The organism is Streptosporangium sp. NPDC000509 (assembly GCF_042898365.1).
Taxonomy (GTDB): Bacteria; Actinomycetota; Actinomycetes; order Streptosporangiales; family Streptosporangiaceae; genus Streptosporangium.
The window spans coordinates 75,804-99,247 of sequence record NZ_JBIAYX010000016.1 but is presented as its reverse complement, the minus strand read 5'-3'; the positions used below and the strand labels follow the sequence as shown (position 1 = coordinate 99,247).

Sequence of the window (23,444 nt, the reverse complement as noted above, 5' to 3'; positions counted from 1 at the left end):
CGAGACCCGCTCTCCTACGGGAGGCCCGGGTCGGATCGGCAGCTGACGAGGAACCTCTCGCTGCGCAGCGGGGCCTCGCCGGAGACCGACAGCACGACGCGGTACCAGCCGGGGTTGTTCACGACCCTGGGGTGCCACTCGACGACCTGGCTCTCGCCGGTGAAGCCGGACCCGGTGCCCAGGTATGCCTGCCAGCGGCGGGCGCCGGGGCTCCAGCGCTCCAGGCGCCAGCCGTAGGAGACGGTGGCCCGGGGGTCGTCGTTCTCGACGAGGCTTTTGGCCTGGTAGGGCCGGTCACAGGGGCCGAGCGCGTCGATCGCGCCGACGGTGACCGTACCGGGCGTCATGACCGTGTCGGAGACCCGCTCGACGGTGACCGGGACCCGCTCCGTGGCGGGCATCGATCGCGACGACAGCTCCACCGCCCGCACCGGCGCCTGCGCCGGCGCACCGGCCGTCACCTGGCCCGGAGTGCCGTACGCGGCCTCCACCCCCAGGTAGGCTCCAGCGAAGGCGAGGGTGGCGACGAGCAGCTTGAGTGCGCTCGCGACTCCACTCGCCACCACCGGTGCCACACTGCTACGCGGACTCATGACAGACACCTCTTTCGTTACCCCAAGGTGTACGCCACGGTTCTTGCCTTGGAGTTGACGTCCGCTTGCAGCCGGTGCGCCCACAGGCCGGCGGGTGCGCCCAAGGAGGGCTCCGCCATGCCGGCTCAGGTAAGCCTGCCCTAATATCAAGTAAAGGCAGCTGGAACGACCGCGGCGGTGATGTTCGGAATGCGACCTGTTGTGGCGGGCATCCCCGACCCGACCTCCGCGTCCTTCCTGGGCATGCCCCTGTGGCTCTGGGTGATCATCGGTGGCGTGGCCCTGTTCGGCGCGTTCCAGGCCTACTACTGGATCGGCCACGCCCTGGGCTCCAGGCTCTACGCCTCGCGCCTGGGCGCCAAGATCGGCCAGGAGAACATCACCCGGGTCGAGAACGTCGTCAGGAGGTGGGGCGCGCTCGCCGTCTACGGCTGCTTCTGGGTGCCCGGCCTGCGCCACACGCTGCCCTGGGTGGCCGGGGTGCTGCGGATCTCCTACCCCTGGTACGTCGTGGCGAGCGCACTGGGCTGCCTGACCTGGGTGCCGGTGACCTCCTTCGGCCTGTACTCGGTGATCTGGGGGTGGCTGGAGCTGGCCGCTCGCTCACCGCTCCTCGCGGGCCTGGCCGCGCTGGTGGCGGTCGCGCTCGTCGCCGGGTTCGTGCGGTGGCGCCGTCGCCGGGCCTCCCGCCGCGAACTGGAGAAACACCCGCCACAGATGTCAACTTTTCAATAGCCAAACCGACAACTTCCGTATATCGACGGTGGCCTCTGCCAGCATGGCTCGCATGCATCACGGGGGAACAGGCCGCACGGCCCGCGCCGCGCTGGTCACCGCGCTCATCCTGGGCACCGCGTCTTCGGTGTCCCCGGCCTGGGGGATCTCGACCTCCGCGCCGCCCGGCGGAGCTTCGGCGCGCGTTTCGGTCACCGGATCCACGGTGTCCGCCCCGCTCGCCACGCTTCGTACGCCCGCCCTCACCGCCACACCCGCTTTCGCGCCCGCTTTCGCACCCGCAGGGGACCGGCGCGCGTCGGTGCCCTCGGTGCCGGGGCGGGCCGCGTACCTGTACGACGCGAGCACCGGAACGATCCACCTGAGCAAGCAGGCGGGCAAGCGGATGCCGGTGGCGAGCCTGACCAAGATCATGACGGCGTACGTCGTCCTCAGGGAGGCGCGGCTGGCCGACACCGTCACGGTCCAGGCGGAGGACGTACGGCACGCGGCGGCGAACGGCGCGACCCACGCCTCCCTGCGCGCCGGGGAGCGGCTCACCGTGCGGGACCTGCTGTACGCGGTCATGCTCCCCTCGGGGGCGGACGCCTCACACGCCCTGGCCCGCGTCTACGGACCCGGCAGCACGAGGTTCGTGGCGAAGATGAACGCCACGGCCCGCTCCATGGGGCTCGTCGACACCCGTTACGCCACTCCCGACGGCCTGCCGAAGCCGGGGCCCGGTTACTCCACCGCCCTGGACCAGGCGAAGCTGGCCGACCTCGCGCTGCGCGACCCGGTGCTGCGGATCATCGCGTCCACCAGGCGCCACCTCGTGGCGAAGTCCAAGGTGCACCGGGCGCACACCTGGACCAACTCCAACAAACTGCTCGGCAAGACACCCGGGGTGACGGGCCTGAAGACCGGCTACACCAGCGCCGCCGGATACTGCCTGTCCTTCGCCGCCGACCGCGAGGGCCACCGGTTCATCGGCGTCATCCTCGGCGAGTCCAACGGCGACCGGCGTTTCCAGACCGCGGCACGGCTCCTGGACTGGGCGGGCGAGCAGACTCCACCCGAGCTGTGAGGACGGCTGGATCGCCCGCTCCCGACCGGCCCTCGGCCGGAACACCCGACCACGCCGCCATCCCGCGGGTGGGATTCCGGCCGTTCTCTGAGAGAGTTTGTTCCACACGTCGAGAGGAGTTGGACGGGTGGAACCCGATGGGGAGCTGAAACACCCCAGCCTGGTCGAGCTTTCGATGCGACGGCTCCGTCACGAGATCCTCTCCGGTGCCCTCGCACCGGGCGAGCGGCTGATCGAGGAGCAGCTCACCCAGCGGTTCGGCATCAGCCGGGCGCCGCTGCGCGAGGCACTGCGGTCGCTCGGGCAGCAGGGGCTGGTGGAGCACCTGCCCCGGCGGGGAGCCCGCGTCACCGAGCTGACCGGGAACGACGTGGACGAGCTGTTCGGGCTGCGCGACGTGCTCGAACGCTACGCGGTCGAGACCGCGCTGCCTCTCTCCGGCACGCACGACATGACCGCGCTCGCCGAGGCGCTTGAGGGGATGGCGGCGGCGGTGCGCCTGGACGACCCGCTCAGCGAGAACGAGGCGCACCGGCGCTTCCACCTCGCGCTGGTCGCGCTCGCGGGCCACCGCCAGCTGCTGATGGCGTACGAGCCCGTCATCCTGAAGCTGCAGCTCTACATGGCCGCGAACCTGCGCAGGGAGGCCGAGCAGCGCTCTCCGGCGGAGGGGGTGGAGCGGCACAGGCGGCTCTTCGAGGCGATCGCCTCCGGCGATCCCGTCACCGCGCTCGACGCCCTCTCCCGGCACGGAGCGCGCACCTACATCGGCTAGAACGGCATCGGGTTCCACCCGTCCCGTCCGGCTCCTCTCGACGTAGGGCGCAGGTGCCGGCCGACCGCCGCGCTCGCGCCCGTCGGCCGTCCGTGGGGGCACGGGGGCACGCATCGGCCGGACGCCCGACCGCGGGAGAGGCGCGCACCGGACACGATCACGCTCCGGTACAGGCCGCTAACAGAAGCGTAACCGGACGGGAAAACCACCGACATAATTCTGTCGACAATCGACAAAAGGAGGACCCGAGGAACGGAGTCAACGTGTCCGATCCGCTTCTCGTCGAGGCCGAGCCGTACGCATACGGGTTCGATCCCCGACATACAGCGCTGCTGCTCATCGACATGCAACGGGACTTCGTCGAGCCCGGGGGTTTCGGGGAGACCCTGGGCAACGACGTGTCCATGCTGCGGCGGGTCATCCCGCCGCTCCAGGAGGTGCTGGCCGCCACCCGCGCGGCGGGAATGACCGTCATCCACACCCGTGAGGGGCACCTGCCCGACCTGTCCGACTGCCCGCCCGCCAAGCTCAACCGCGGCACCCCCTCGCTGCGCATCGGGGATCCGGGGCCCAAGGGACGGATCCTGATCCGCGGTGAGTACGGCCACGACATCATCGACGAGCTCGCCCCCGTCGAGGGCGAACTCGTCGTCGACAAGCCGGGCAAGGGCTCCTTCCACTCCACCGACCTGGACCGGACCCTGCGGGCGGCGGACATCCGCAGTCTGATCGTCACCGGCGTCACGACCGAGGTGTGCGTGCACACCACCGTTCGCGAGGCGAACGACCGGGGTTACGAGTGCCTGGTCCTGTCCGACTGCGTGGGCTCGTACTTCGCCGAGTTCCAGCGGTACGGGCTCGAAATGATCGCCGCCCAGGGCGGCATCTTCGGCTGGGTCGCCCCCTCCGGCGGCTATCTCAAGGCACTCGAAACACGGAGCTGACCGATGACCACGACAACCGACCCCGCCAACCTCAAGCTCCCCTGGTGGGTCAGCGGGGACACCAACGCCTTCTTCGGCCTCGGCTTCAACGTGATGGTCAACGTGCTGGTGCTGAGCGGCCTCTGCCTCGGGGTCGTCCACCTGCCGGGCTCCGACGTCTTCGGCGTCATCCTCCCCGCGATGGGCATCCAGCTCCTCATCGGCAACGTGTACTACACCTACCTCGCCCGGCGGCTCGCCCGCCGGGAGAACCGCACCGACGTGTGCGCGATGCCGTACGGTCCCAGCGTCCCGCACATGTTCATCGTCGTTTTCGTGATCATGCTGCCGACCTACCTGGCCACCAAGGACCCGCTGCGAGCCTGGGTGGCCGGGCTCGCCTGGTGCTTCATCATCGGCGTCATCGTGGTGATCGGCGCCTTCGTGGGCCCGTACATCCGCCGCTTCACCCCCAGGGCGGCGATGCTCGGCACCCTGGCGGGCATCTCGATCGCCTTCATCTCGATGCGGCCCGCCGCGCAGATGTGGGAGGCGGCCTGGATCGCGCTGCCGGTGCTGGTGATCATCATGGTCGGCTTCTTCACCGACCTGAGGCTGCCGGGCAACATCCCCGTCGGGCTCGCCGCGCTCCTCGCCGGCACCGCGATCGCCTGGATCGGCGGCTACATGGACCCCGCCGACGTGGGCGCCGCCGCCGGGAACATCGCGGTGAGCCTGCCGTCGCTGCACATCGACCTCCTCCTCGAAGGACTCGGCCAGGTCTCGCCGCTGCTCGCCACCGCCATCCCCCTGGGCATCTACAACTTCACCGAGGGCATGAGCAACGTGGAGAGCGCCGCCGCCGCGGGTGACTCGTACAACCTGCGCTCGGTGCTCCTGGCCGACGGCGCGGGCGCGGTGGTCGGCTCGATGCTGGGCTCGCCGTTCCCGCCCGCCGTCTACATCGGCCACCCGGGGTGGAAGTCCGCGGGCGGCCGTACGAGCTACTCGATGGCGAGCGGCGTCGTCATCGCGCTCTTCTGCTTCCTCGGCATGTTCGCGCTGCTCGGCGCGGTGCTGCCGGCGCCCGCGATCGTGCCGATCCTGCTCTACATCGGCCTGCTCATCGGTGCCCAGGCCTTCCAGTCGGTGCCGAAGGCGCACGCGGTGGCCGTGGTGATCGCGATCATCCCCAACATCGCCTCCTGGGCGCAGGGCTACATGGACAACGCGCTCGCCGCGGCGGGCACCAGCGCGCGGGAGGTCGGGTACGACACGATCGCGCAGAGCGGGACGGTCTACGAGGGAACGGTCCTGCTCGGCGGCGGTGCCGTGCTCGCCGGCCTGGTGCTCGGCTCGATCACGGCCTTCATCATCGACCGGTCGTTCCTGTGGGCCGCCGGGTACGCCTTCGTCGGCGCGGCCCTGGCCTTCATCGGCCTCATCCACGGCGAACGGGTCGAGTGGAACGCCAACGGCCAGGTCTCCCTGGGCTACCTCTTCGCGGGACTGATCCTGCTCGCCTTCACCCTCCTCAAGCCCAAGCCTTCCGACGAGACGCCGGGGGCCACCGAGGAGCCCGGCGAGCCCGAGCCGGCCCCCGCGAGGCCCGTCTCCGCCGAGGCACCCGCCACCTCCTGAACACCGTCCCGCCGAACACCGTCCCGCGAACCACGTACACAGGAAAGGCATATGCACACTCCGCCTGATCCGGACAGCATGCCCCGCCTCCCCCTGAACCCGGTCCGGCTGGACCTGGAGAGCCTCTCCGGTCTCTACCGTTCCGGTGCGGCCCTCCCCGCCGACGTCGCCGGGGAGGTGCTCGCGCGGATCGCGGCGCGAGGTGACGACCACGTGTGGATCACCCTGCGCCCGGCGGCGGACCTGCTCGGCGACGCGGCCGAGCTGGCCAGCCGCTGGCCGGACCCCGGCACCCGCCCACCGCTCTACGGGGTCCCCTTCGCGGTCAAGGACAACGTGGACGTGGCCGGGCTGCCCACCACCGCGGCCTGCCCGGCCTACTCCTACGTCCCCGAGCGCGGTGCGCCGCTGGTGGAACGGCTGCTCGCGGCGGGCGCCCTCCTCGTCGGCAAGACCAACCTGGACCAGTTCGCCACCGGTCTGTCGGGCACCCGCAGCCCGTACGGCGCGTGCGAGTCACCGCTGGTACCCGGTCTCATCTCCGGCGGGTCCAGCTCGGGCTCCGCGGTGGCGGTGGCCGCGGACCTGGTCTCGTTCGCCGTCGGCACCGACACGGCCGGTTCCGGCCGGGTACCCGCCGCGCTCACCGGCACCGTCGGGGTCAAGCCGAGCCGGGGGCTCGTCAGCACGCTCGGCATGGTGCCCGCGTGCGCGTCACTGGACTGCCCGAGCGTCTTCGCCCGCTCGGCCGCCGACGGCCTGGCCGTCCTGTCGGCCATCGCCGCCTTCGAACCCACCGACCCCTGGTCACGCGTGCTCCCCGTCCCCGGCCCCGTACCGACCCGCGCGTCCCCCCTGCGGATCGGGGTTCCGCACGAACCGGAGTTCTTCGGCGACACCGCCGCCGAGACGGCCTTCGCGCGGGCGGTGGACCGGCTCGGCGGCCTCGGCCACCGGATCGTCCCCGTGGACCTCGGCCCCTTCCTCGCCGCCGGGCGGCTGTTGTACGAGGGGCCGTGGCTCGCGGAACGGCTCGCGGCGGTCGGCGACTTCGTCACCCGCAACCCCGGCGAGACCCACCCCGTCACCCTGAAGGTGCTGTCCGGCGGCGGCGCGCTCAGTGCCGTGGACGCCTTCGAGGGGCTCTACCGCCTGCGCGCGCTGGACGCGGAGACCCGGGAGGCATGGGCGTCGATGGACGTGCTCGCCGTCCCGACCGTACCCACGACCTTCACCGTCGCGGAGATGCTCGAAAGCCCGATCGAGCGCAACGCGATCCTCGGCCACTACACGACCTTCACCAATCTCCTCGACCTCGCCGGGATCTCCGTACCCGCGGGGACGACGACCGCCGGCCGCCCGCACGGCGTCACCTTCCTGGGACCGGCGGGCTCCGACGGACTCCTCGCCGGTCTCGGTGCCACCTTCCACGCCCTGACCGGCGGCCCCGCGCTCCCCGTCCCGGACCCGGGATCGGCGGCCACCTCGGCCTCGGCGAGCACCGTCCACGCTCCGAAGGCGGGACCGGCGGCGGTTCACGCCTCCAAGGCCGAGGCCGAGGCGCGGACGGTGCTCGCCGTGGTCGGCGCGCACCGCTCCGGCCAGCCGTTGCACGGCCGGCTCCTCTCCCTCGGCGCCACCGGTCTGGGAGTTGCCCTCACCGCCCCCCTCTACCGCCTCTACGCCCTGGAAGGCGGCGAGATGCCACTCCCGGGGCTGGTCCGCTCGACCTCCGGCGGGGTCGCGGTGGAGGTCGAACTGTACGAACTGCCCCCCTCGGCACTCGGCATCCTCCTGACGCAGACCGTTTCGCCCCTCGGCCTCGGCACGATCGAACTCGCCGACGGCCGCGCGGTGCACGGTTTCCTCTGCGAGCCGTACGCCACCGAGAAAGCCCCCGACATCAGCCGGCACGGCAGCTGGCCGGACTATCTCCTCTCCCGGTCACGATCCTGACGATTCGGCTCCCTGCCCGGCCACGGTCCTGAGAGACCGGCCCCCTGTCACGGTCCCGACGATCCGGCGACGGTCACTCCGCGGTCGTCCGGAGCTCGCGCCCCGGTGATCGCGGGTTTCGGACGACCATGTACGAGCCGATCAGGGGAGCCAACGAAGATTGTTACGGTTTTCCGCATGACTGAACGGTTCGCGATCCTGAGCGGGTCCACCTTCGAGGAGCAGATCGGATACGCGCGGGCGGTGGTCGACGGTGACCGCGTGCACGTGTCCGGGACGACCGGCTACGACTACGCGACCATGACGATCTCCGACGACGTCGTCGAGCAGGCGGAGCAGTGCATGCGCAACATCGGAGAGGCACTGGCCAAGGCGGGCTGCTCGTTCGCCGACGTCGTCCGGGTGCGATACATGCTGCCCGACCGCGAGGACTTCGAGCCCTGCTGGCCGACCCTGCGCCGTCACTTCGGCGAGGTCCGCCCCGCCGCGACGATGATCGTGTGCGGCCTCGCCGACTCCCGTATGAAGATCGAGATCGAGGTGGACGCGCGGCGAGGAGATCCGCTCAACCGGCGCGCATGAGTCCGTGGCAGGCGATGGCGGCGGCGGCCACCACGTTGAGGGAGTCGACGCCCATGTCCATCGCGGCCGGGCTCATCGGGATGCAGACCGCCTCGTCGGCCTCGCGCAGCCAGCGGGAGGAGAGCCCGTCCCCCTCCGAACCGAGGAGCAGTGCCACCCGGTCGGCCATGGCGACCTTGTCCATGGGGGTGGCGGACTGGTCGGGGGTGAGGGCGAGCGTCCGGAAACCCGCCTCGCGCAGTTCGGCCAGACCGGCGTACCAGTCGGTCATCCGCGCGTACGGGATCGCGAAGACCGCGCCCATGGAGACCTTCACCGAGCGCCGGTAGAGGGGGTCGGCGCAGCGCGGCGAGAGGATCACCGCCTCCACGCCCAGGGCGGCGGCGCAGCGGAAGATCGCGCCGACGTTGCCGTGGTCGACGAGGTCTTCGAGGATCAGGACGCGCCGGGGCGCCACGGGCTCGGCGGAAACCCCTCGCGGAGCCGGGAAACCCGATCCTGGTCCGCTCTCCGAGTGCGCCGCGTCCTCGGCGGAGGCCCCTCGCGGAGCCGGGGAGTCCGATCCTGGCTCACCGTCCGACCGCGCCGTGTGCTCGGCGGGAGCCCTTCGCGCCTCGCGTCCGGACAGGAGATCCTCCACCTCGGGAAGCGGGAGGCGTTCCATCGCGGCGAGGGCGCCGCGATGGACCTGGAATCCGGTGACCTCCTCCATGACGGCGTCGTCCACGACGTGGACCCGGTCGCCGAGCGGGCCGAGAAGATCGGCGAGAGGGCCGGCCCAGCGGGAGGTGAGGAGTACGGAACGCACGGGGTAGCCCGCCGCGACGGCGCGGCGGATCACCTTCTCCCCCTCGGCGATGAAGAGGCCGTGCTCGGCCTCCATGCTCTTGCGCAGCTCGACGTCGCGCAGGTTGGCGTAGTCGGCCAGGTGGGGGTCGATGGCTTCAGGCACCCTCGAATACTGCCATGACCCGCCTGAGCTGCCATATCAGCGCGTAGACGAGCAACATCGCGGAGCAGCCGACGACCGCCCCCGCGCCCAGCCTCGTCACGAGCTCGGCTCTGGTGTCCGAGGGGAAGGTCAGCGCCCAGGCGACCGCGCCCAGCGGGATCGAGACGGCGGTGGCCAGGAGCACGGCCGCCCGCTCACCGGTGGGCAGGAGCAGCCGTTCGGGCACCGGCCGCGGCTCCATCGCGCTCAGTCCGCGCCAGGCCCACCAGAGGACGACCGCCAGGCCGACCACGGTGGAGGTGTACTGCAGCAGGCGGAACAGGGAGATCACTCCCGCCACCCGGACATCCAGCCAGCTCCAGCCCCACAGGGCCGAACTGTACGAGTGGGTGAAGGAGTCCCAGAGCTTGTGGGTGAAGGCGCCCACGATGCCTCCCGCGACCACGGCGGGCAGCCGCCGCAGCCCGTACATCCCCGGGGTCAGCGCGGCGGCGCGCCCGGCGAGGGAGGGGGGCAGGAGCGCGGTCAGCGGGTCGCGGAGCGTCAGGTGGAAGACGGCGAGCAGCACCACGACGGCGAACAGGTCGATCGTGAAGACGCCCTTGGAGGAGTGCCAGAACATGTAGTCGGGCAGGAAGGGGAAGAAGATCGGCAGATCGGGCACCATCGCGCCCAGGGCGAGGGCCCAGGGGTCGAGAAACCTGCGCGTCCGCTCCGAGGAGATCAGCGGCAGCACGGCTGCGACGTGACTGGGCGTGAACGGCACGGATTTCCCTCCCGACGATCTGCTGGACAGCTCCATCTTGCGGCATGCCCGCGCCGGGACCGCGGACTTTCACCGGCCCGCGAAACCCGCCGCCCTCCCACGACCCGCCTACGGCGGGACAGGCCGGTCGACCGGCCTGTCCCGCCGCACAATCCGCCACACCGTTCGCGCGGTTCGCCATGCGGTTCCGTCGTGCGGTTCGTCACGGGGAGGCACGTGGTCCGCCACGGGGGAGGCATGTCGCCGTCATCATGAGGAGCTTCGCCGCTTCTCCACACTCCGACACCATGTGACACATAGATTACCGAGCGTTGTCGAACGGGTACCGGAGGCCGTCGTGACCGATCAGATCGTGCCGGTGGCACCGCCGAGCGCCGAGTGGCTGCGTGACGCCCGCAGGGCTCGCACCCTCTCCCTGGTGACCCTGGTCTGGCTGGGCGCCGAGAGCCTGCTCGGCATCGCCGCGGGTTTGGAGGCGCATTCGGTCGCCCTCATCGGCTGGGGCACGTCGGCCCTGGTGGAGGCGGCGGCCGGCCTGATCGTGGTCTGGCGGTTCACCGGGACGAGGACAGGTTCCGCGTACGCCGAGGAACGGGCTCGCAAGGCCGTGGCGATCAGCTTCTGGATCCTCGCCCCCTACCTGGTGGTGCACGTGGCGCACGACCTGGCCGCCGGGCACCGGGCCGTGCCGACCCTGCTCGGGATCGTGGTGACGGCGGTCAGCGTGGTCGGCATGCCGTTCCTGGGGATGGCGAAGCGGCGACTGGGGGTCCGATTGCACTCGGCGGCGACCGCGGGAGAGGGGACGCAGAACCTCATGTGCGCCACCCTCGCGGCGGGGGTCCTGGCCGGGCTTGCGCTGAACTCCGCCGGCTGGTGGTGGGTCGATCCCGCGATGGCGGTCCTGCTCGCCGCGGTGGCGGTACGCGAGGGGTTCAGGGCGTGGCACGGGCACTCCTGCTGCCACTGACCAGGCGATCCTCGCTGTCTCGGTCGTCGACCGCTCTTCGCGGACACAGAGTTCAATGATCAACACATACAGTAACAACCGCACCGAAATGCGTTTTTTGCCCCACTAATCATTGCAAGTACAGTTCCGTGAATATTGCGGACGACCTCCCGATAGGGTGACCCGCTAGCTCCATGACATCGACACCGAAGAGGACATCGTGGGCGGACGTCACCGGACAGATGAACTCGAGGACGGCTACACCCCGTACAGGGAACAGCAGACGAGACGCAGGCGTGGAGGACGCGGCAAGGTGCTGGTCCCGCTCGCCGGATCCGTCGCCCTCGCGGTACTGCTCGGCGTCGCCGCGTTCGTGGTCATCAACCGCGACCGTGACGGCGGGTGCGCGGGCGAGGCGGTCCCGTTGCGGATCACCGCCTCCCCTGACATCCAGCCCGCCCTGTCCCAGATCGCCCAGCGCTTCAACAAGGCGGCCCACCAGGTCGACGGCAGATGCGCCGCCGTCACGGTGGCCAAGGGCACCTCGGCGACCGTGGCCTCCTCCTTCACCGGGGGCAAAGCCGTCGCGATGGACATGTGGGTCCCCGACTCGAAGCTGTGGGTGACGAACCTGCGGACGAGGGTGGAGGAGGTGCCCGAGGCGGGCGCGTCCATCGCCCAGTCCCCCATCGTCATGGTGGCCTCGGGCTCGGTGGTGCCGAACCTGAAGAAGAGCTTCGGCGAGGCCAGCTGGGGCGGCATGATCAACGCCGCCAACGTGGCCAACGTGGACGGTCCCGGCCGCAAGGTGCGCGTGCTCGTGCTGGACCCCGCGCTCAACTCCGCCGGGCTCGGCGCGCTCCTGGCGGCGGCCGGGGTGGCCACCGCCTCGGGCGCGGGCGAGGAGCAGCTGGTCGGCGCGCTCAAGAGCCTGTCGGGATCGACGTCGACGGTTCGCGACCAGGACGCTCTGCTGTCCAGCCTGGGCGTCCAGGGCAGCAAGGCCCCGCTCGGCATCTCCTCGGAGCAGGGAGTCTGGGCGTTCAACAAGGCCAAGAAGCCCGATGTCCCGGCCGTGCCGCTCTATCCGGCCGAGGGGACCATCAACCTCGACTACCCGGTGGTGATCACCGCCAAGGACGCCGTCGTCCGCAAGGCCGCCGAGGCGTTCCAGAAGGAGCTCGGCAGCGAGGCGTCGAAGAAGGCACTGCAGGACCAGGGGTTCCGCACCCCGGACGGCAAGGGCGGCAAGGCCATCTCCGGCTCCGACGGCTTCCAGGCCAAGGCGCCGCAGGCGATCGAGCCGCCCGACGCCAAGACCGTCGCGAGGATGTCCCAGACCTGGTCCCGGATCAAACTGGGCACGAGGCTCCTCACCCTGCTGGACGTCTCGGGCACCATGGCACTCCCTGTTCCCGGTACGGACCTGACCCGGATGCAGGCGATCAGCAGGATCGCCGTCGAGGGCATGAAGCTCTTCCCCGCCAACAGCGAGCTGGGACTGTGGGAGTTCTCCACCCATCTCAACGGCCAGGGCGTCGACTACCGCGAGACGGTCCCGGTCGGCCCGCTCACCGAGGACATGAACGGCGCCCTGCGCAGGGACGTGATCAACCAGAAGCTGATCACGACCCAGGCCAAGGCGACCGGTGACACCGGGCTCAACGACACCCTCGCGGCCGCGTACAAGCAGATGACCGACGAGTACCAGAGCGACAAGATCAACACAGTGCTCATCCTCACCGACGGGGCCGGCAACGACGATCCGGACGGCGGGATCAGCAACCAACAGATCCTGAAGCGGCTCAGGGACCAGTTCAACCCCGAGAAGCCGGTCAGCGTCCTGATCATCGCCTTCGGTCCCGACGCCCCCAAGGGCAAGCGCCAGATGGACGCCCTCGCCAAGGCGACCGGCGGTGACGCCTACATCGCCAAGGACGTCCTGGAGGTCAGAAAGTTCTTCCTGGAGGGCATGAAGCGCCGGCTCTGCGCTCCCAACTGCTGACCCTCCCGCATCACTTTCACCCCGTACGGCTGGTGTCACATTGGCACCAGCCGTAGCAGTTTTCCCAGGTCATACCGTATCGGCATGATATTGACCCCTTTGGTCAACCAGTCGCGGGGAGGTGACGTCCTACGCGTGTGGGCTGGAACGGGCGAGTGGTGAAACCCGTGAACGAGCCCGTCTCACGGGGGAGGAATATCCGTGCCCGGATGGCCGACCGTCGGCCGGACCGACGACCAACGACTCGTTGAAGCGCTACGGCGTGCCGACACAGCCGACCCTGTGGCACCCGCGAGCCTCTACGACTCCTATGCGGAACGGCTCAACGACTACGCCCACTCGCTGCTGGGCGACCGTGAGACGGCCGCCGGCGCCGTACACGACGCCCTGGTCACGGCCCGGGGCAGCGTGGACCGCCTGCGCGAGCCCGGCCGCCTGCGCGCGTGGTTGTACGCGCTCGTACGGATCCGGTGCGCGGACGCCGGGCACGGCGGACCTCGGGGAGCGGTGCCACCGCCCGACATCCACGACGATCCCGGCGAGCGGGAACTCGCGGTCCTGGTCCACGAGGCGATGGCGGAGCTGAGCGTTCAGGAACGCGAGGTGCTCGAACTGTCGCTCCGCCACGACCTCGGCAGCGGCGAGGTCGGCGCGGTACTGGGGCTCACCTCCCGCCAGGTCACCGCGAGGCTCGGCCGGGCCCGCGACCACCTGGAGAACGCGGCCGGCGCCGTGGTGCTCGCCAAGGTCGGCCGGGCGCACTGTCCCGACCTGTCGGCGATGGTGGACTCGTGGGAGGGGCCCCTCACCACGATGCTGCGCAGGCGCCTGTCGGCCCACATCGGCCGCTGCGAGGTCTGCCTCGAGCGCAGGGACCGGCACGTCTCGGCCGGGCGGCTGCTGGACCTCGTCCCTCTGACCTACCCGCCGCTCTCCCTGCGCCGCCGGGTGATCGAGACCTGCGTGAACCCGGAGTCGCGCGAGGAGCGCGCCGCCATCGCCGCCGAGAACGGCTTCGACAAGGCCGGTTTCCCCACGGCGGCCGAACGACGTTCAGCAGGGCGCCGGTGGGGCGGGCGGAGGAGCGCGGGCGGCAGGCGGGCACGCGACGAGAAAACCTCCGAGAGCGCGGCCACACCGCCCACGGGCACCCGCGCCCGGCACGCGGCGCCTCCCGCGGACCCCGGAACGCCCCCCACGGGCGCGAGGGCTTCGCAGGCCGGGGCAACCGGGGCGGAGGCACGGTACGAGTACGAGGAGGAGCGAGCGGGACACACAGGGGGATACACAGTGGCCGGGACGCGATCCCCCGAGGGTGGGTCGGGCACGACGTGGCGAGGGCCGGAGAACCAGGGCGGACCGCACCGCACGGACGGCGGCCCGGCACCCCGATACGTTCTGCCGTCGCCCTCGGCCGGCGAGCCAGGGCCTGCGGCCCCCTGGACGAACACGGAGGTATGGCACGCGTCGTGGCCGGTGGACGACGAGTCCTGGCGCACCCCGCCGAACGGTGACGCCGAGGTCCGGCACACGCCACCGGCAAGGGCTCCCGAAGCTCGGCACACGGCGTCGGCAGAGGCTCCCGAGACCCGGCATACGGCGTCGGCGTGGGTTCCCGAAGCTCGGCACACGCCACCGGCGGGGGCTCCCGAGGCTCGGCGTACGGCGTCGCGGGAAGACCTGGAGGCCCGGCGTACGTCATCGGCGGAGAACGGCGAGGTCCGGCGTGCCGCACTCCCCGGCGGTGGGAAGCGGGGCACGGAGGCGCTCCCCGCGCAGCGGCGCAGGCGGCGCGGACGCAGGGGTCCGGTGCTGCTGGCGGCGGTGTGCGTGCTGGCCGCCACCGGGGCGGTGGTCGTGGTGGGCGGAGGAGACCTGGCCGGCGGGGAGTTGAGGGACCCCCAGGCCGCGCCGGGACCGGAACCCGCGCTGATCACGCTGGAGCCCGAGCCCGCGCCGGAGCCCGACCCCCTGTCGGAGGACCCGGAGACGGCGCCGACGCCGACGAGAAGCCGCAGGAGCGAGGCACCCGCCACCCCCGCCCCCACCGCCACCTCGGCGCGACCGGCTCCGAGCCGCGCCACCGGCGCGGGACGGCCCCGCCCCACCCGCACCGCCACCACGCCGCCCGCGACCGGACGGCTGAACGTCTCGTGCCCGAGCGACATCGGGGAGGGCGCCGGGCAGATCCGGCTCGCGGCCCGCGGCGCCACGGTTTCGTGGTCGGCGACCACCTCCGGCGGGCTCGCCGTGCACCCCGTCCGCGGGCAGTTGAAGGCGGGCGCGAGCGGCGTGATTTGGGTCACTGCCAAGGACCCGTCGGAGAGCGGTGCGGGGCGGGTCGCGTTCAAGTCCGCCGGAGGCAACGCCGGATGCGCGATCTCGTGGGAAAGCCCTGCCCCAGACGCCTCAGCACCCCCTGAAGACCCTGCCCCCGAACCGACTCCGACCCCCTCCGCCGGGGCGAGTTCGGAGGAGGCGACGGGCTGATTCCCACATCTCGTTTTACTTAACACCGAGACTTCCCTCAGGGATCCGGTAAACCATGGACTGGTGCCGAGCGTCGGCATTGACGTCCATGTTGAGTGATTGGTCACATGAAGAGCGCGATCAGTCACCTCATTACCAACCAGGAGCTCGGAAGATGTCGGTCAACCGCAGGGTGCTCAGATGGGCACTCACCCTCGCGTGCGTGGCGGGGGCAGTGATCGCCTTGGCCGACCTGGACACTCCGTTACGATTGATCCTTACGCCCCTGTTCCTGTTGGTCGTTCCCGGCGCCGCAGTGGTAGGACTGTTGCGTGATCGTGACCCTCTTGCGGCACTATCAGTGGGTGCAGCGGCGAGCCTGGTCGTAAACGTTCTCTTGGCCGCTGCCATGCTTACCTTTGACGCATGGTCGCCCCGCGCCGGAGTCGCGACCATCGCGGTGCTCGGCGGCTTCATATACGTACTACGCGTGTTGTATCGGGGGAGCGGGAGTTTGCAGACCGAACAGGGGGCCAGGTCAAGGTGAACATCGTCATCGTTCGCCCGGGAGACCTCGGGGAGCCCGAGATCTCGCGATGGCGGGAGTTGCAGGTGGCGGACCCGTCGCTGGACAACCCCTTCCTCTCCGTGGAGTTCACACTCGCCATGGGGCGGCTGCGTGACTACGTTCGAGTCGCGATCATCCAGGACGGCGGCAAGATCGTGGGGTTCTTCCCCTACGAGCGCCACAGCTTCGGGATCGGCAAGCCTCTCGGCGGTTTCCTCACCACCTGCCACGGGCTGATCGCGGTCTCCGGCCTCAAGCTGGACGTCCGGACGCTCCTGCGCGCCTGCAAGCTCTCCGTCTTCGACTTCGACCACCTCGTCCCCGGCCAGCCGACGTTCGCGCCGTACGAGTCGGACGTGCGACCGGCTCCGGTGATGGACCTCAGCGTGGGGTTCGAGACCTACATCGAGCGGGTGAAGGCCAACTCGCCGAAGAATCTCAAGACGGTCCGCTACAAGGAGCGCAAGCTCGGCCGCGAGCAGGGTGAGATCCGCTTCGAGTGGGCCTCGACCGACCTGGGCACGCTCCGTACGCTCACCAACTGGAAGTCCGACCAGTACCGCAGGACGGGCCGGGTCGACCGTTTCGCCCAGCCGTGGATCGTCCAGTTGCTCGACGAGATGCACGCGGAGAGGTCCGAGAGTTTCGCGGGCGTCCTGACCATGGTCTACGCCGGAGACAGGCCCGTCGCCGGCCACTTCGGCCTTCGGACGGCGACGACGCTGGTGGGCTGGTTCCCGGCCTACGACACCGAGTTCGCGCGTTACTCCCCCGGGATCATGCACCACCTGCACATGGCCGAGCACGCCGCGAACTCCGGGCTGCTGCAGGTCGACATGGGCAAGGGCGGACGCGAGTACAAGAGCTGGTTGAAAAGCGGTGATCTCTTCGTCGCGGAAGGTCGCGTGTCGCGTCCCTCCCCGGCCGCCGCCGTCCACTGGATCGGCCGCACCCCGGTCAACAAAGCACGAACGATCGTCACGGATCGCCCGAATTTATACAGGATTGCTGACCGTGTGCTGAAAGGTTTCGGCCGTATGCGCTCCCCCGCGCAGAACCAATCAGGCACTCCGGCCGTCAAGGAACCGTGGGGAGTGGGTTAGACCGCTCCCGTTCATCACCACACCACTCGCCAGGACCCTCGTATGCATCCCTCATCGCATTCGCCGTTTTCGCCGATCGTCCCGATCGGCCATGGCCCCGGGTCCGTCCGCCCAAGTCGCCCCTGACGACCGACCGCCCGGAAGGACATCCGTCACAATGAGTCCCGAGATCACCAAGCACTACAACAACAAGCCACCGCTGAGGGCGGTGCCTCCCATCGAGCGGTTCACCCCCATCACCCCCAACATGGCGATCTCCCCGACCGTCAGCGTCGTCGTGCCGGCGATGAACGAGGCCGAGAACCTCCCGCACGTCTTCGCGACGATCCCGCAGTGGATCGACGAGATCGTCCTGGTCGACGGCAACTCCAAGGACGACACCGTCGCCGTGGCCAAGAGACTGCGTCCCAACGTCCGTGTGGTCCACCAGACGGGCAAGGGCAAGGGCAACGCGCTGACGGACGGCTTCGCCGCCTGCACCGGCGACATCATCGTGATGATCGACGCCGACGGCTCCACCGACGGCCGCGAGATCATCCAGTTCGTGGGCGCCCTGGTCACCGGGGCCGACTTCGTCAAGGGCTCGCGTTACGCGTCAGGCGGCGGCAGCGACGACCTGACGTTCATCCGCAAGTTCGGCAACAAGTCGCTGACCGCGCTGGTCAACAGGATGTACGGCACCAGCTACACCGACCTGTGCTACGGCTACAACGCCTTCTGGGCCCGCCATCTGGACGTCCTCAACCTCGACTGCGACGGCTTCGAGATCGAGACCCTGATGAACGTCCGCGCCGCCAAGGCCGGGCTCAAGGTCCACGAGGTGCCCAGCCACGAGCGCTGCCGCATTCACGGCGAGAGCAACCTGCACGCCGTACGCGACGGCATCCGGGTGCTGAAGACCATCATCCGCGAGTGGCGGAGCAACCCGGCTCCCGCCGTTCACGAGCCGGCCGCCGCCGCTCCGGCCGCCGATCAGGGTGCCGCGTAACCATGAGAAGCAGTGTCGTCATCTGCGTTTACACCGAGGACCGCTGGGAGGACATCCGAGCAGCCGTCGAGTCGGTCCAGAACCAGACACGCGCGCCGCACGAGATCATCCTGGTCGTCGACTACAACCCGGATCTCCACCTGAGGCTCAAAAAGGAGTATCCCGGCGCGATCGTGGTGGAGAACGCTCAGGAGAAGGGGCTCTCCGGTGGCAAGAACACCGGTGCGGCGACCGCCTCCGGCGACATCGTGGCCTATCTCGACGACGACGCCGTCGCGGAGCCTGGCTGGCTGGAAGCACTGGAGGAGGGCTTCCAGGACCCGACCATCGTGGGGGTGGGCGGGCTGACCAGGCCGCTGTGGGGCATCGGGCACCGGCCCGGCTGGTATCCCCACGAGTTCGACTGGACCGTGGGGTGCAGCTATCTCGGCATGCCCACGCAACGGGCGCGGATCCGCAACGTCATGGGTGGTAACGCGGCCTTCCGCAGGGAGGTCATCGGCGGTGTCGGCGGGTTCCACACCGGCATCGGGCGCAGCGTGCAGGGGCGTAAGCCCCGCCCGCTGGGCTGCGAGGAGACCGAGTTCTGCATCCGGCTCTCGCAGCGGATGCCGGGGTCGGGAATGCTGTTCGAGCCCGCGGCGGTGATCGGTCACAAGGTCCCGCCGGTACGTTCGACGTTCGCCTACTTCCGTTCACGCTGTTTCGCCGAGGGGCTGTCCAAGGCGCTGGTCGCCCAGAGCGTGGGAGCGGGCGACGGATTGTCGAGCGAGCGGGCCCACGCGCTGAAGGCTCTGCCGATGGGCGCGCTGCGCGGAGTCGGTGAGGCGCTGCGAGGCGACCTGGCCGGCCTCGGCAGGGCCGGGGCGATCGTCGTCGGTCTGGCCTGGACGACCTGGGGTTACATCGTCGGTTCCCTTCGGCTGAAGCTGAAGCGGGTGCGTGCGGCATGATCCGCGTACCGATCCTGATGTACCACTCGGTCTCCGACCGGCCCAACGCCGAGACGAAGCCGCTCGCGGTGCGTCCCTCGGCCTTCGCCGAGCACCTCGCCTATTTGAAGGAGAACGGCTTCACGCCGCTCACGGTGGCCGACCTGGTCGCCTCGCTGCACAACAACAACGGCCGCTCCATCCCCGAGCGTCCGGTCGTGGTGACCTTCGACGACGGGTACGCCGACTTCCACAGCGAGGCGCTGCCCCTGCTCGAACGCTACGACTTCCCCGCGACGGTCTTCCTGACCAGCGGGTGGGTGAGGGACGCGGGCAAGGACGCGGCGGGCAGGCCCCTGGACACGATGCTCTCGTGGAGCCAGGCCCGCGAGGCCGCCTCCTGCGGCATCGAGATCGGCGGCCACAGCCACAGCCACCCCCAGCTCGACCAGCTGCCCGAAGACGAGCTCCGCCAGGAGCTGCGGCGCAACAAGGCCCTCCTTGAGGACAAGATCGGCTCGCTGGTCTCGACGATGGCCTACCCGTACGGCTACTCCAACGTGCGTGTGCGGCGCGAGGTGAGGAAGGCCGGATACTGGGCCGCCTGCGCGGTGAACAACGCCATCGCCGCCGACCGGCACGACGTGCTCGCACTGCCGCGCCTCACCGTCGCCGAGGGCACCTCGATGGGAATGTTCACCCGGGCGGTCGAGGGGAACCAGGTCCCGCTCATCTACATGCGGGAACGGATGCTGACGAAGGGGTACGCCGTCGTCAGGCGCACGAGATACGGTCTGCGCAAGGTGCGCGGCCAGGTGTGAACGGCCGGGTACGCCACGGAAAGAGCGCGATCCGCGAAGCGGGTCGCGCACCGGTGGCCGCCCCGGCGAGCTCGACGGTCTCCGCTGCCTGGCTTCCCCGTCCCCAGGGGGATCGGGGACGCCAGGAGAGGGCCATTTGGCCGGAGTACAGCCGCGATACCGCTTTTAACTGATCTACGCGAAGCGTCCGGACATGACGGATATCCGTAGTGACCCGTCACAGCCTGGTCCGCGTAGCCGCCATGATGTTAGACGTGAGGCAACGGGCAGGTAATGACGTGACGACGACGGGGGCGGCGGAAACCGCCGAGGTCGGGAAGATCGATCCCACTCACCCCGCGCCTTCGGACGAGCCCCAGGCCGGGGCCGACGGCGAGCCCGCCGGCACGGCGCCCTTCGGAGCGCCCGGCGACGAGGTTCCCGACGAGATCCCGGGCGGCGAGGTCCCCGACGACGAGGCTCCGGGCGATCAGACCTCCGGCGCCGGAAGTCCGCACGGCGAGACTCCCGACGACGAGACGGCCGGGGCCGGAGCCCCGTACGGGGAGGCATCCGGCGCCGGAAGCCCCCACGGCAGGAGCCCGTACGGGGAGACTCCCGACGGGCGGACGTCCGAGGAGAAGACCCCTGCGGGCGCCCCTCGTGACGAGACGGCGGACGACGAGACGGCCGATGACGGCACGCCGCCGGATTCCGCCGAGGACGCCGATCCTGACGTTGACGTTGACGTTGACGACGCCGCCGATGACCTGTCGCCGGCCCCCGACACCGACACCGACACCGACACCGACACGAAAAACGCGAAAGGCGCGAAAGACTCTCCCGAGGAGAGCGTCTACGGTGACGATCCCGAGGTGACCGCCGTCATCCGGCTGCCCCTCAGCCCATCGTCCCCGCCCTCCGCGGGCGTCACCCGCTCCGAGACGACAGAGGCCCCGCCCGCGCGCCGTGAGAACGCCTGGCGGGCCAAGGACACCGGGGACGCCGAGAACGGTAAGGACGGTAAGGACGCTGAGAGCGCCGAGGACGAGGACGGGGCCGACAACACGGCGGAGTTCCGCCTGCCCGACCTGACAGCGTCCCCACCGTCCACCGCGCCCTCTGCGCCCCCGGTGCGCCCTGTGTCCTCCGGACCTTCGGGACTCGACCGGCCTGCGGGCGTGGAGTCTCGGGAGAGGTCCACCGGAGCCCCTGGGGTCCCCCTGGAAGCTTCCGAGTCCTTCTCCGATGTCACAGAGACCCCGGCGGCCCATCGAGCCTCACAGGGCACGCAGAAGGGCTCGGAGACCGGCTCGGGAGCGGGAAAGAGCACCGGAAGGCTCACGGGGAAGGCGGCACCGGCGACGAGCGCGATGCCCCCGGCCGCGGTGGACACCGTCGAACCGCCGGTCACGACGCCCGTCGGACCCACTGCCGACCCCACTACCGGCCCCGCTGGCAGGCCCACGCGCCTGCAGACCCTGATGCGGTCGGCCATGGTGTGGCTGCCTCCGCTGCTCACCGTCGAGGGCCTGGTCATGTACGTGCTGGCCCTGCGCGTGTCGCCGGGCCCGCTGCGGGGCGTCGACCTGAACGACATCGACGGCGTGGGCCTGATCTCCGCCATGCCGTCCACCGCGTTCGCCGCGATCCTGCTGATGCTCGTCGCGTTCTTCGTCACGATCGCGCAGAACACCGACCGCAAGTTCCTGCTGCTCTTCCAGATCGCGGCGATCACCTTCGCCCTGCACGGGGCCGCGGCCCTGATCGAGGACGAGGCGAGGTTCCACACGGCCTACGTCCACGCGGGCTTCGTGGAGTACATCAACCGCACCGGTGAGGCCTCCGCCATCCTCGACGCCCGTCTGGCGTGGCCGGGGTTCTTCGCGCTGGTGGCGTTCGTCACCAAGGCCGCCGGGGTCACCGACCTGACGACGATCATGCGGTGGACACCGCTGTTGTCGAACCTGCTGTATCTCCTGCCGTTCGTGCTGATCCTGCGCCAGGTCGTCGCCACGACCAGGGCCCGCTGGTTCGCCGCGCTGCTGTTCGTCATCGTGCAGTGGATCGGCCAGGACTACTTCTCGTCCCAGGGCTTCACGTACGCGATCTACCTGGCCTTCGTCGCGATCGTGCTGCGCTGGTTCGGCAAGGTGGAGCCCCGTGTCAAACCGATGCCCGCCAAGGGGCCCGTCCGGCGGTTGCTCGCCCGCCTGGACGGGCTGACGCCGGGCGAGCTGCCCCATTCCACCGGCGTCTACGACCGGGCCATCATGCTGATCGTGCTGATCGGCCTGTTCTCGACGGCGACCGCCTCGCACCAGATCACGCCGTTCATGATGCTCGGCGCGCTGACGGGCCTGATCCTGCTCCGGCGCTCCTCGCTCAGCTGGGGGCTGCCCTTCTTCCTGGGCCTGATGGTGCTGGCCTGGATCAGCTACCAGACGGTCACCTTCTGGAGCGGGCACATCGACCAGCTCTTCGGCGGTCTGGGCCGGATCCTGGAGAACCTGCAGAGCAACACCGGCGACCGGATCGACGGCAGCGATCCCAAGCACGCGCTCGTCCTCATGGCCCGCCTGGGCATCTGCGGCGTCATCCTGACACTCGCCGCGGCCGGCCTTTTCCGCCGTCTGCGGCGCGGCGTCGGCGACCGCGCGGCCCTGCTGCTGCTGTGCGTCCCCGTACTCGCCCTCGGCCTGCAGAACTACGGCGGAGAGATCGGCCTGCGCATCTACCTGTTCGCGCTGCCCGGCGCCTGCATCCTGGCCGCGTACGCGTTCTTCCCGAACCTCCCCGCGGGCACCGAGGACGCGCCGGAGGAGACGGTCCCGATCCGCAGGCGCAACATCCGGTTCAACCCCGAGCTGACGCGGCGGATATCGCTGCTGCTCGCCGCCGGGTGCGCCATGATGCTGGCGATGGTCTTCCTGGTCGCGCGCTACGGCAACGAGCAGTTCGAGCGGGTCTCCGCCAGCGAGGTCGCGGCGATGCACTACATCTACGACAACGACGAGCCGAGCGCCCGCGTCCTCTACCTGGTCCCGGTGCTGGGCCAGGAGGTGACGCCGAGCATCCCGTGGGGCGAGCGCGACTTCGACAAGATCTCCTACCAGCAGGTGCTGGTGGACAAGGATCCGGCCCAGCTCTCCTCGGTGATCGACAAGCTCCGGGTCTCGCCGCCCAACACCTATCTGGTGGCCACCCGTGGGCAGGCCGGATACCTGCAGCTCAACCACGGCTTCCCCCACGACTGGGCGCAGCGGTTCCGCGCCGCGCTCGACGCCAACAAGGAGCTCAAGCGGGTCTTCAACGGCGAGGACGCGGCCGTCTACACACTGAGCTCCTATCCCGAGGGGGCCGAGATCCCCGAGCCGGGGGTGCAGCTGAACGGCAGTGACCCGACGTCGCCGTGGACGCCGGTCGGCCTGGCCGCGCTGGTCGTGACCTGGATCGCGCTGTTCGCCTACGAGGTGACCTGCCTGCGCGGCCGCGACCAGGCGACCCGGCGGAGGAGGCGCATCCTGTTCGTCGCGGTGCCCGCGTTCGTGCTGGCCCTGGCCGTGATCGCGGAGCGGTTCATCGTCATCGGCTACCAGCTTCAATAAGGAACAAAGTCTCATTGTGGGCGGTCGAACCGC

18 protein-coding genes are annotated in these 23,444 nt (G+C 70.1%); 15 read left to right on the top strand and 3 right to left on the bottom strand.

All coding sequences use genetic code 11. The features are described 5' to 3' along the window. Positions 1-14 precede the first annotated feature (14 nt). A complete protein-coding gene (locus ACFY3D_RS27865; protein ID WP_389984499.1) occupies positions 15-593 on the bottom strand; it encodes a hypothetical protein in 579 nt (192 codons plus the stop codon). A 189-nt stretch (positions 594-782) separates the two neighbouring features. On the opposite strand from ACFY3D_RS27865, the gene ACFY3D_RS27860 reads away from it, so the two are divergent. The 7 genes from ACFY3D_RS27860 to ACFY3D_RS27830 all read left to right on the top strand — a co-directional run bounded on the left by ACFY3D_RS27860 (position 783) and on the right by ACFY3D_RS27830 (position 8,271). Then, positions 783-1,328 (top strand): DedA family protein, encoded by a 546-nt coding sequence (locus ACFY3D_RS27860; protein WP_389984496.1) that lies wholly within the window; start codon positions 783-785, stop codon positions 1,326-1,328. A gap of 52 nt (positions 1,329-1,380) precedes the next feature. Then, positions 1,381-2,394, top strand: a complete 1,014-nt coding sequence (locus ACFY3D_RS27855) for a D-alanyl-D-alanine carboxypeptidase family protein (protein WP_389984493.1) — start codon at positions 1,381-1,383, stop codon at positions 2,392-2,394. Between the two features lie 127 nt (positions 2,395-2,521). Beyond that, positions 2,522-3,169: a GntR family transcriptional regulator gene (locus tag ACFY3D_RS27850; protein WP_350945271.1), complete on the top strand. Its 648-nt coding sequence runs from the start codon at positions 2,522-2,524 to the stop codon at positions 3,167-3,169. 263 nt (positions 3,170-3,432) lie between these two features. Continuing rightward, a complete protein-coding gene (locus ACFY3D_RS27845) occupies positions 3,433-4,113 on the top strand; it encodes an isochorismatase family cysteine hydrolase (RefSeq protein ID WP_362899785.1) in 681 nt (226 codons plus the stop codon). A gap of 3 nt (positions 4,114-4,116) precedes the next feature. Next, positions 4,117-5,733, top strand: a complete 1,617-nt coding sequence (locus ACFY3D_RS27840; protein ID WP_389984490.1) for a hypothetical protein — start codon at positions 4,117-4,119, stop codon at positions 5,731-5,733. A gap of 78 nt (positions 5,734-5,811) precedes the next feature. Continuing rightward, on the top strand, positions 5,812-7,689 hold the full coding sequence (gene atzF / locus ACFY3D_RS27835; protein ID WP_389984487.1) for an allophanate hydrolase: 1,878 nt from the start codon (positions 5,812-5,814) through the stop codon (positions 7,687-7,689). A 177-nt stretch (positions 7,690-7,866) separates the two neighbouring features. Beyond that, positions 7,867-8,271, top strand: a complete 405-nt coding sequence (locus ACFY3D_RS27830; protein WP_350945267.1) for a RidA family protein — start codon at positions 7,867-7,869, stop codon at positions 8,269-8,271. On the opposite strand, the gene ACFY3D_RS27825 is transcribed toward ACFY3D_RS27830, so the two are convergent. After that, positions 8,255-9,223: a TrmH family RNA methyltransferase gene (locus ACFY3D_RS27825; RefSeq protein ID WP_389984484.1), complete on the bottom strand. Its 969-nt coding sequence runs from the start codon at positions 9,221-9,223 to the stop codon at positions 8,255-8,257. The genes ACFY3D_RS27830 and ACFY3D_RS27825 overlap by 17 nt on opposite strands. Beyond that, positions 9,216-9,989: a DUF4184 family protein gene (locus ACFY3D_RS27820; RefSeq protein ID WP_389984481.1), complete on the bottom strand. Its 774-nt coding sequence runs from the start codon at positions 9,987-9,989 to the stop codon at positions 9,216-9,218. The genes ACFY3D_RS27825 and ACFY3D_RS27820 overlap by 8 nt, the downstream gene beginning before the upstream one ends. A gap of 337 nt (positions 9,990-10,326) precedes the next feature. On the opposite strand from ACFY3D_RS27820, the gene ACFY3D_RS27815 reads away from it, so the two are divergent. The 8 genes from ACFY3D_RS27815 to ACFY3D_RS27780 all read left to right on the top strand — a co-directional run bounded on the left by ACFY3D_RS27815 (position 10,327) and on the right by ACFY3D_RS27780 (position 23,411). Beyond that, complete coding sequence (locus ACFY3D_RS27815) at positions 10,327-10,959, top strand: hypothetical protein (RefSeq protein ID WP_389984478.1); 633 nt, start codon at positions 10,327-10,329, stop codon at positions 10,957-10,959. Positions 10,960-11,158: 199 nt separating this feature from the next. After that, entirely contained in the window at positions 11,159-12,943 is a 1,785-nt protein-coding gene (locus ACFY3D_RS27810; protein WP_389984475.1) for a substrate-binding and VWA domain-containing protein, read from the top strand. Positions 12,944-13,225: 282 nt separating this feature from the next. Continuing rightward, positions 13,226-15,433, top strand: coding sequence for a sigma factor-like helix-turn-helix DNA-binding protein (locus ACFY3D_RS27805; RefSeq protein WP_389984472.1), 2,208 nt, complete (start codon positions 13,226-13,228; stop codon positions 15,431-15,433). 522 nt (positions 15,434-15,955) lie between these two features. Then, on the top strand, positions 15,956-17,083 hold the full coding sequence (locus tag ACFY3D_RS27800) for a GNAT family N-acetyltransferase (protein WP_389984469.1): 1,128 nt from the start codon (positions 15,956-15,958) through the stop codon (positions 17,081-17,083). 157 nt (positions 17,084-17,240) lie between these two features. After that, the gene (locus ACFY3D_RS27795) at positions 17,241-18,071 is read left to right on the top strand and encodes a glycosyltransferase family 2 protein (protein ID WP_362899771.1); all 831 of its coding nucleotides are present in this window, start codon (positions 17,241-17,243) and stop codon (positions 18,069-18,071) included. A 2-nt stretch (positions 18,072-18,073) separates the two neighbouring features. Beyond that, the gene (locus tag ACFY3D_RS27790; protein ID WP_362899769.1) at positions 18,074-19,024 is read left to right on the top strand and encodes a glycosyltransferase family 2 protein; all 951 of its coding nucleotides are present in this window, start codon (positions 18,074-18,076) and stop codon (positions 19,022-19,024) included. Beyond that, positions 19,021-19,824 (top strand): polysaccharide deacetylase family protein, encoded by an 804-nt coding sequence (locus ACFY3D_RS27785; protein ID WP_362899767.1) that lies wholly within the window; start codon positions 19,021-19,023, stop codon positions 19,822-19,824. The genes ACFY3D_RS27790 and ACFY3D_RS27785 overlap by 4 nt, the downstream gene beginning before the upstream one ends. 278 nt (positions 19,825-20,102) lie before the next feature. Next, positions 20,103-23,411 carry a hypothetical protein gene (locus ACFY3D_RS27780; protein WP_389984466.1) on the top strand — a complete coding sequence of 1,103 codons (3,309 nt, stop codon included), beginning with the start codon at positions 20,103-20,105 and terminating at the stop codon, positions 23,409-23,411. Positions 23,412-23,444 lie beyond the last annotated feature (33 nt).

Bases quoted from the DNA above. Each gene is read 5' to 3' on its own strand.
- ACFY3D_RS27865 (WP_389984499.1), bottom strand. From the start codon at position 593: ATGAGTCCGCGTAGCAGTGTGGCACCGGTGGTGGCGAGTGGAGTCGCG.
- ACFY3D_RS27860 (WP_389984496.1), top strand. From the start codon at position 783: ATGCGACCTGTTGTGGCGGGCATCCCCGACCCGACCTCCGCGTCCTTC.
- ACFY3D_RS27855 (WP_389984493.1), top strand. From the start codon at position 1,381: ATGCATCACGGGGGAACAGGCCGCACGGCCCGCGCCGCGCTGGTCACC.
- ACFY3D_RS27840 (WP_389984490.1), top strand. From the start codon at position 4,117: ATGACCACGACAACCGACCCCGCCAACCTCAAGCTCCCCTGGTGGGTC.
- atzF (WP_389984487.1), top strand. From the start codon at position 5,812: ATGCCCCGCCTCCCCCTGAACCCGGTCCGGCTGGACCTGGAGAGCCTC.
- ACFY3D_RS27830 (WP_350945267.1), top strand. From the start codon at position 7,867: ATGACTGAACGGTTCGCGATCCTGAGCGGGTCCACCTTCGAGGAGCAG.
- ACFY3D_RS27795 (WP_362899771.1), top strand. From the start codon at position 17,241: ATGAGTCCCGAGATCACCAAGCACTACAACAACAAGCCACCGCTGAGG.
- ACFY3D_RS27790 (WP_362899769.1), top strand. From the start codon at position 18,074: ATGAGAAGCAGTGTCGTCATCTGCGTTTACACCGAGGACCGCTGGGAG.
- ACFY3D_RS27785 (WP_362899767.1), top strand. From the start codon at position 19,021: ATGATCCGCGTACCGATCCTGATGTACCACTCGGTCTCCGACCGGCCC.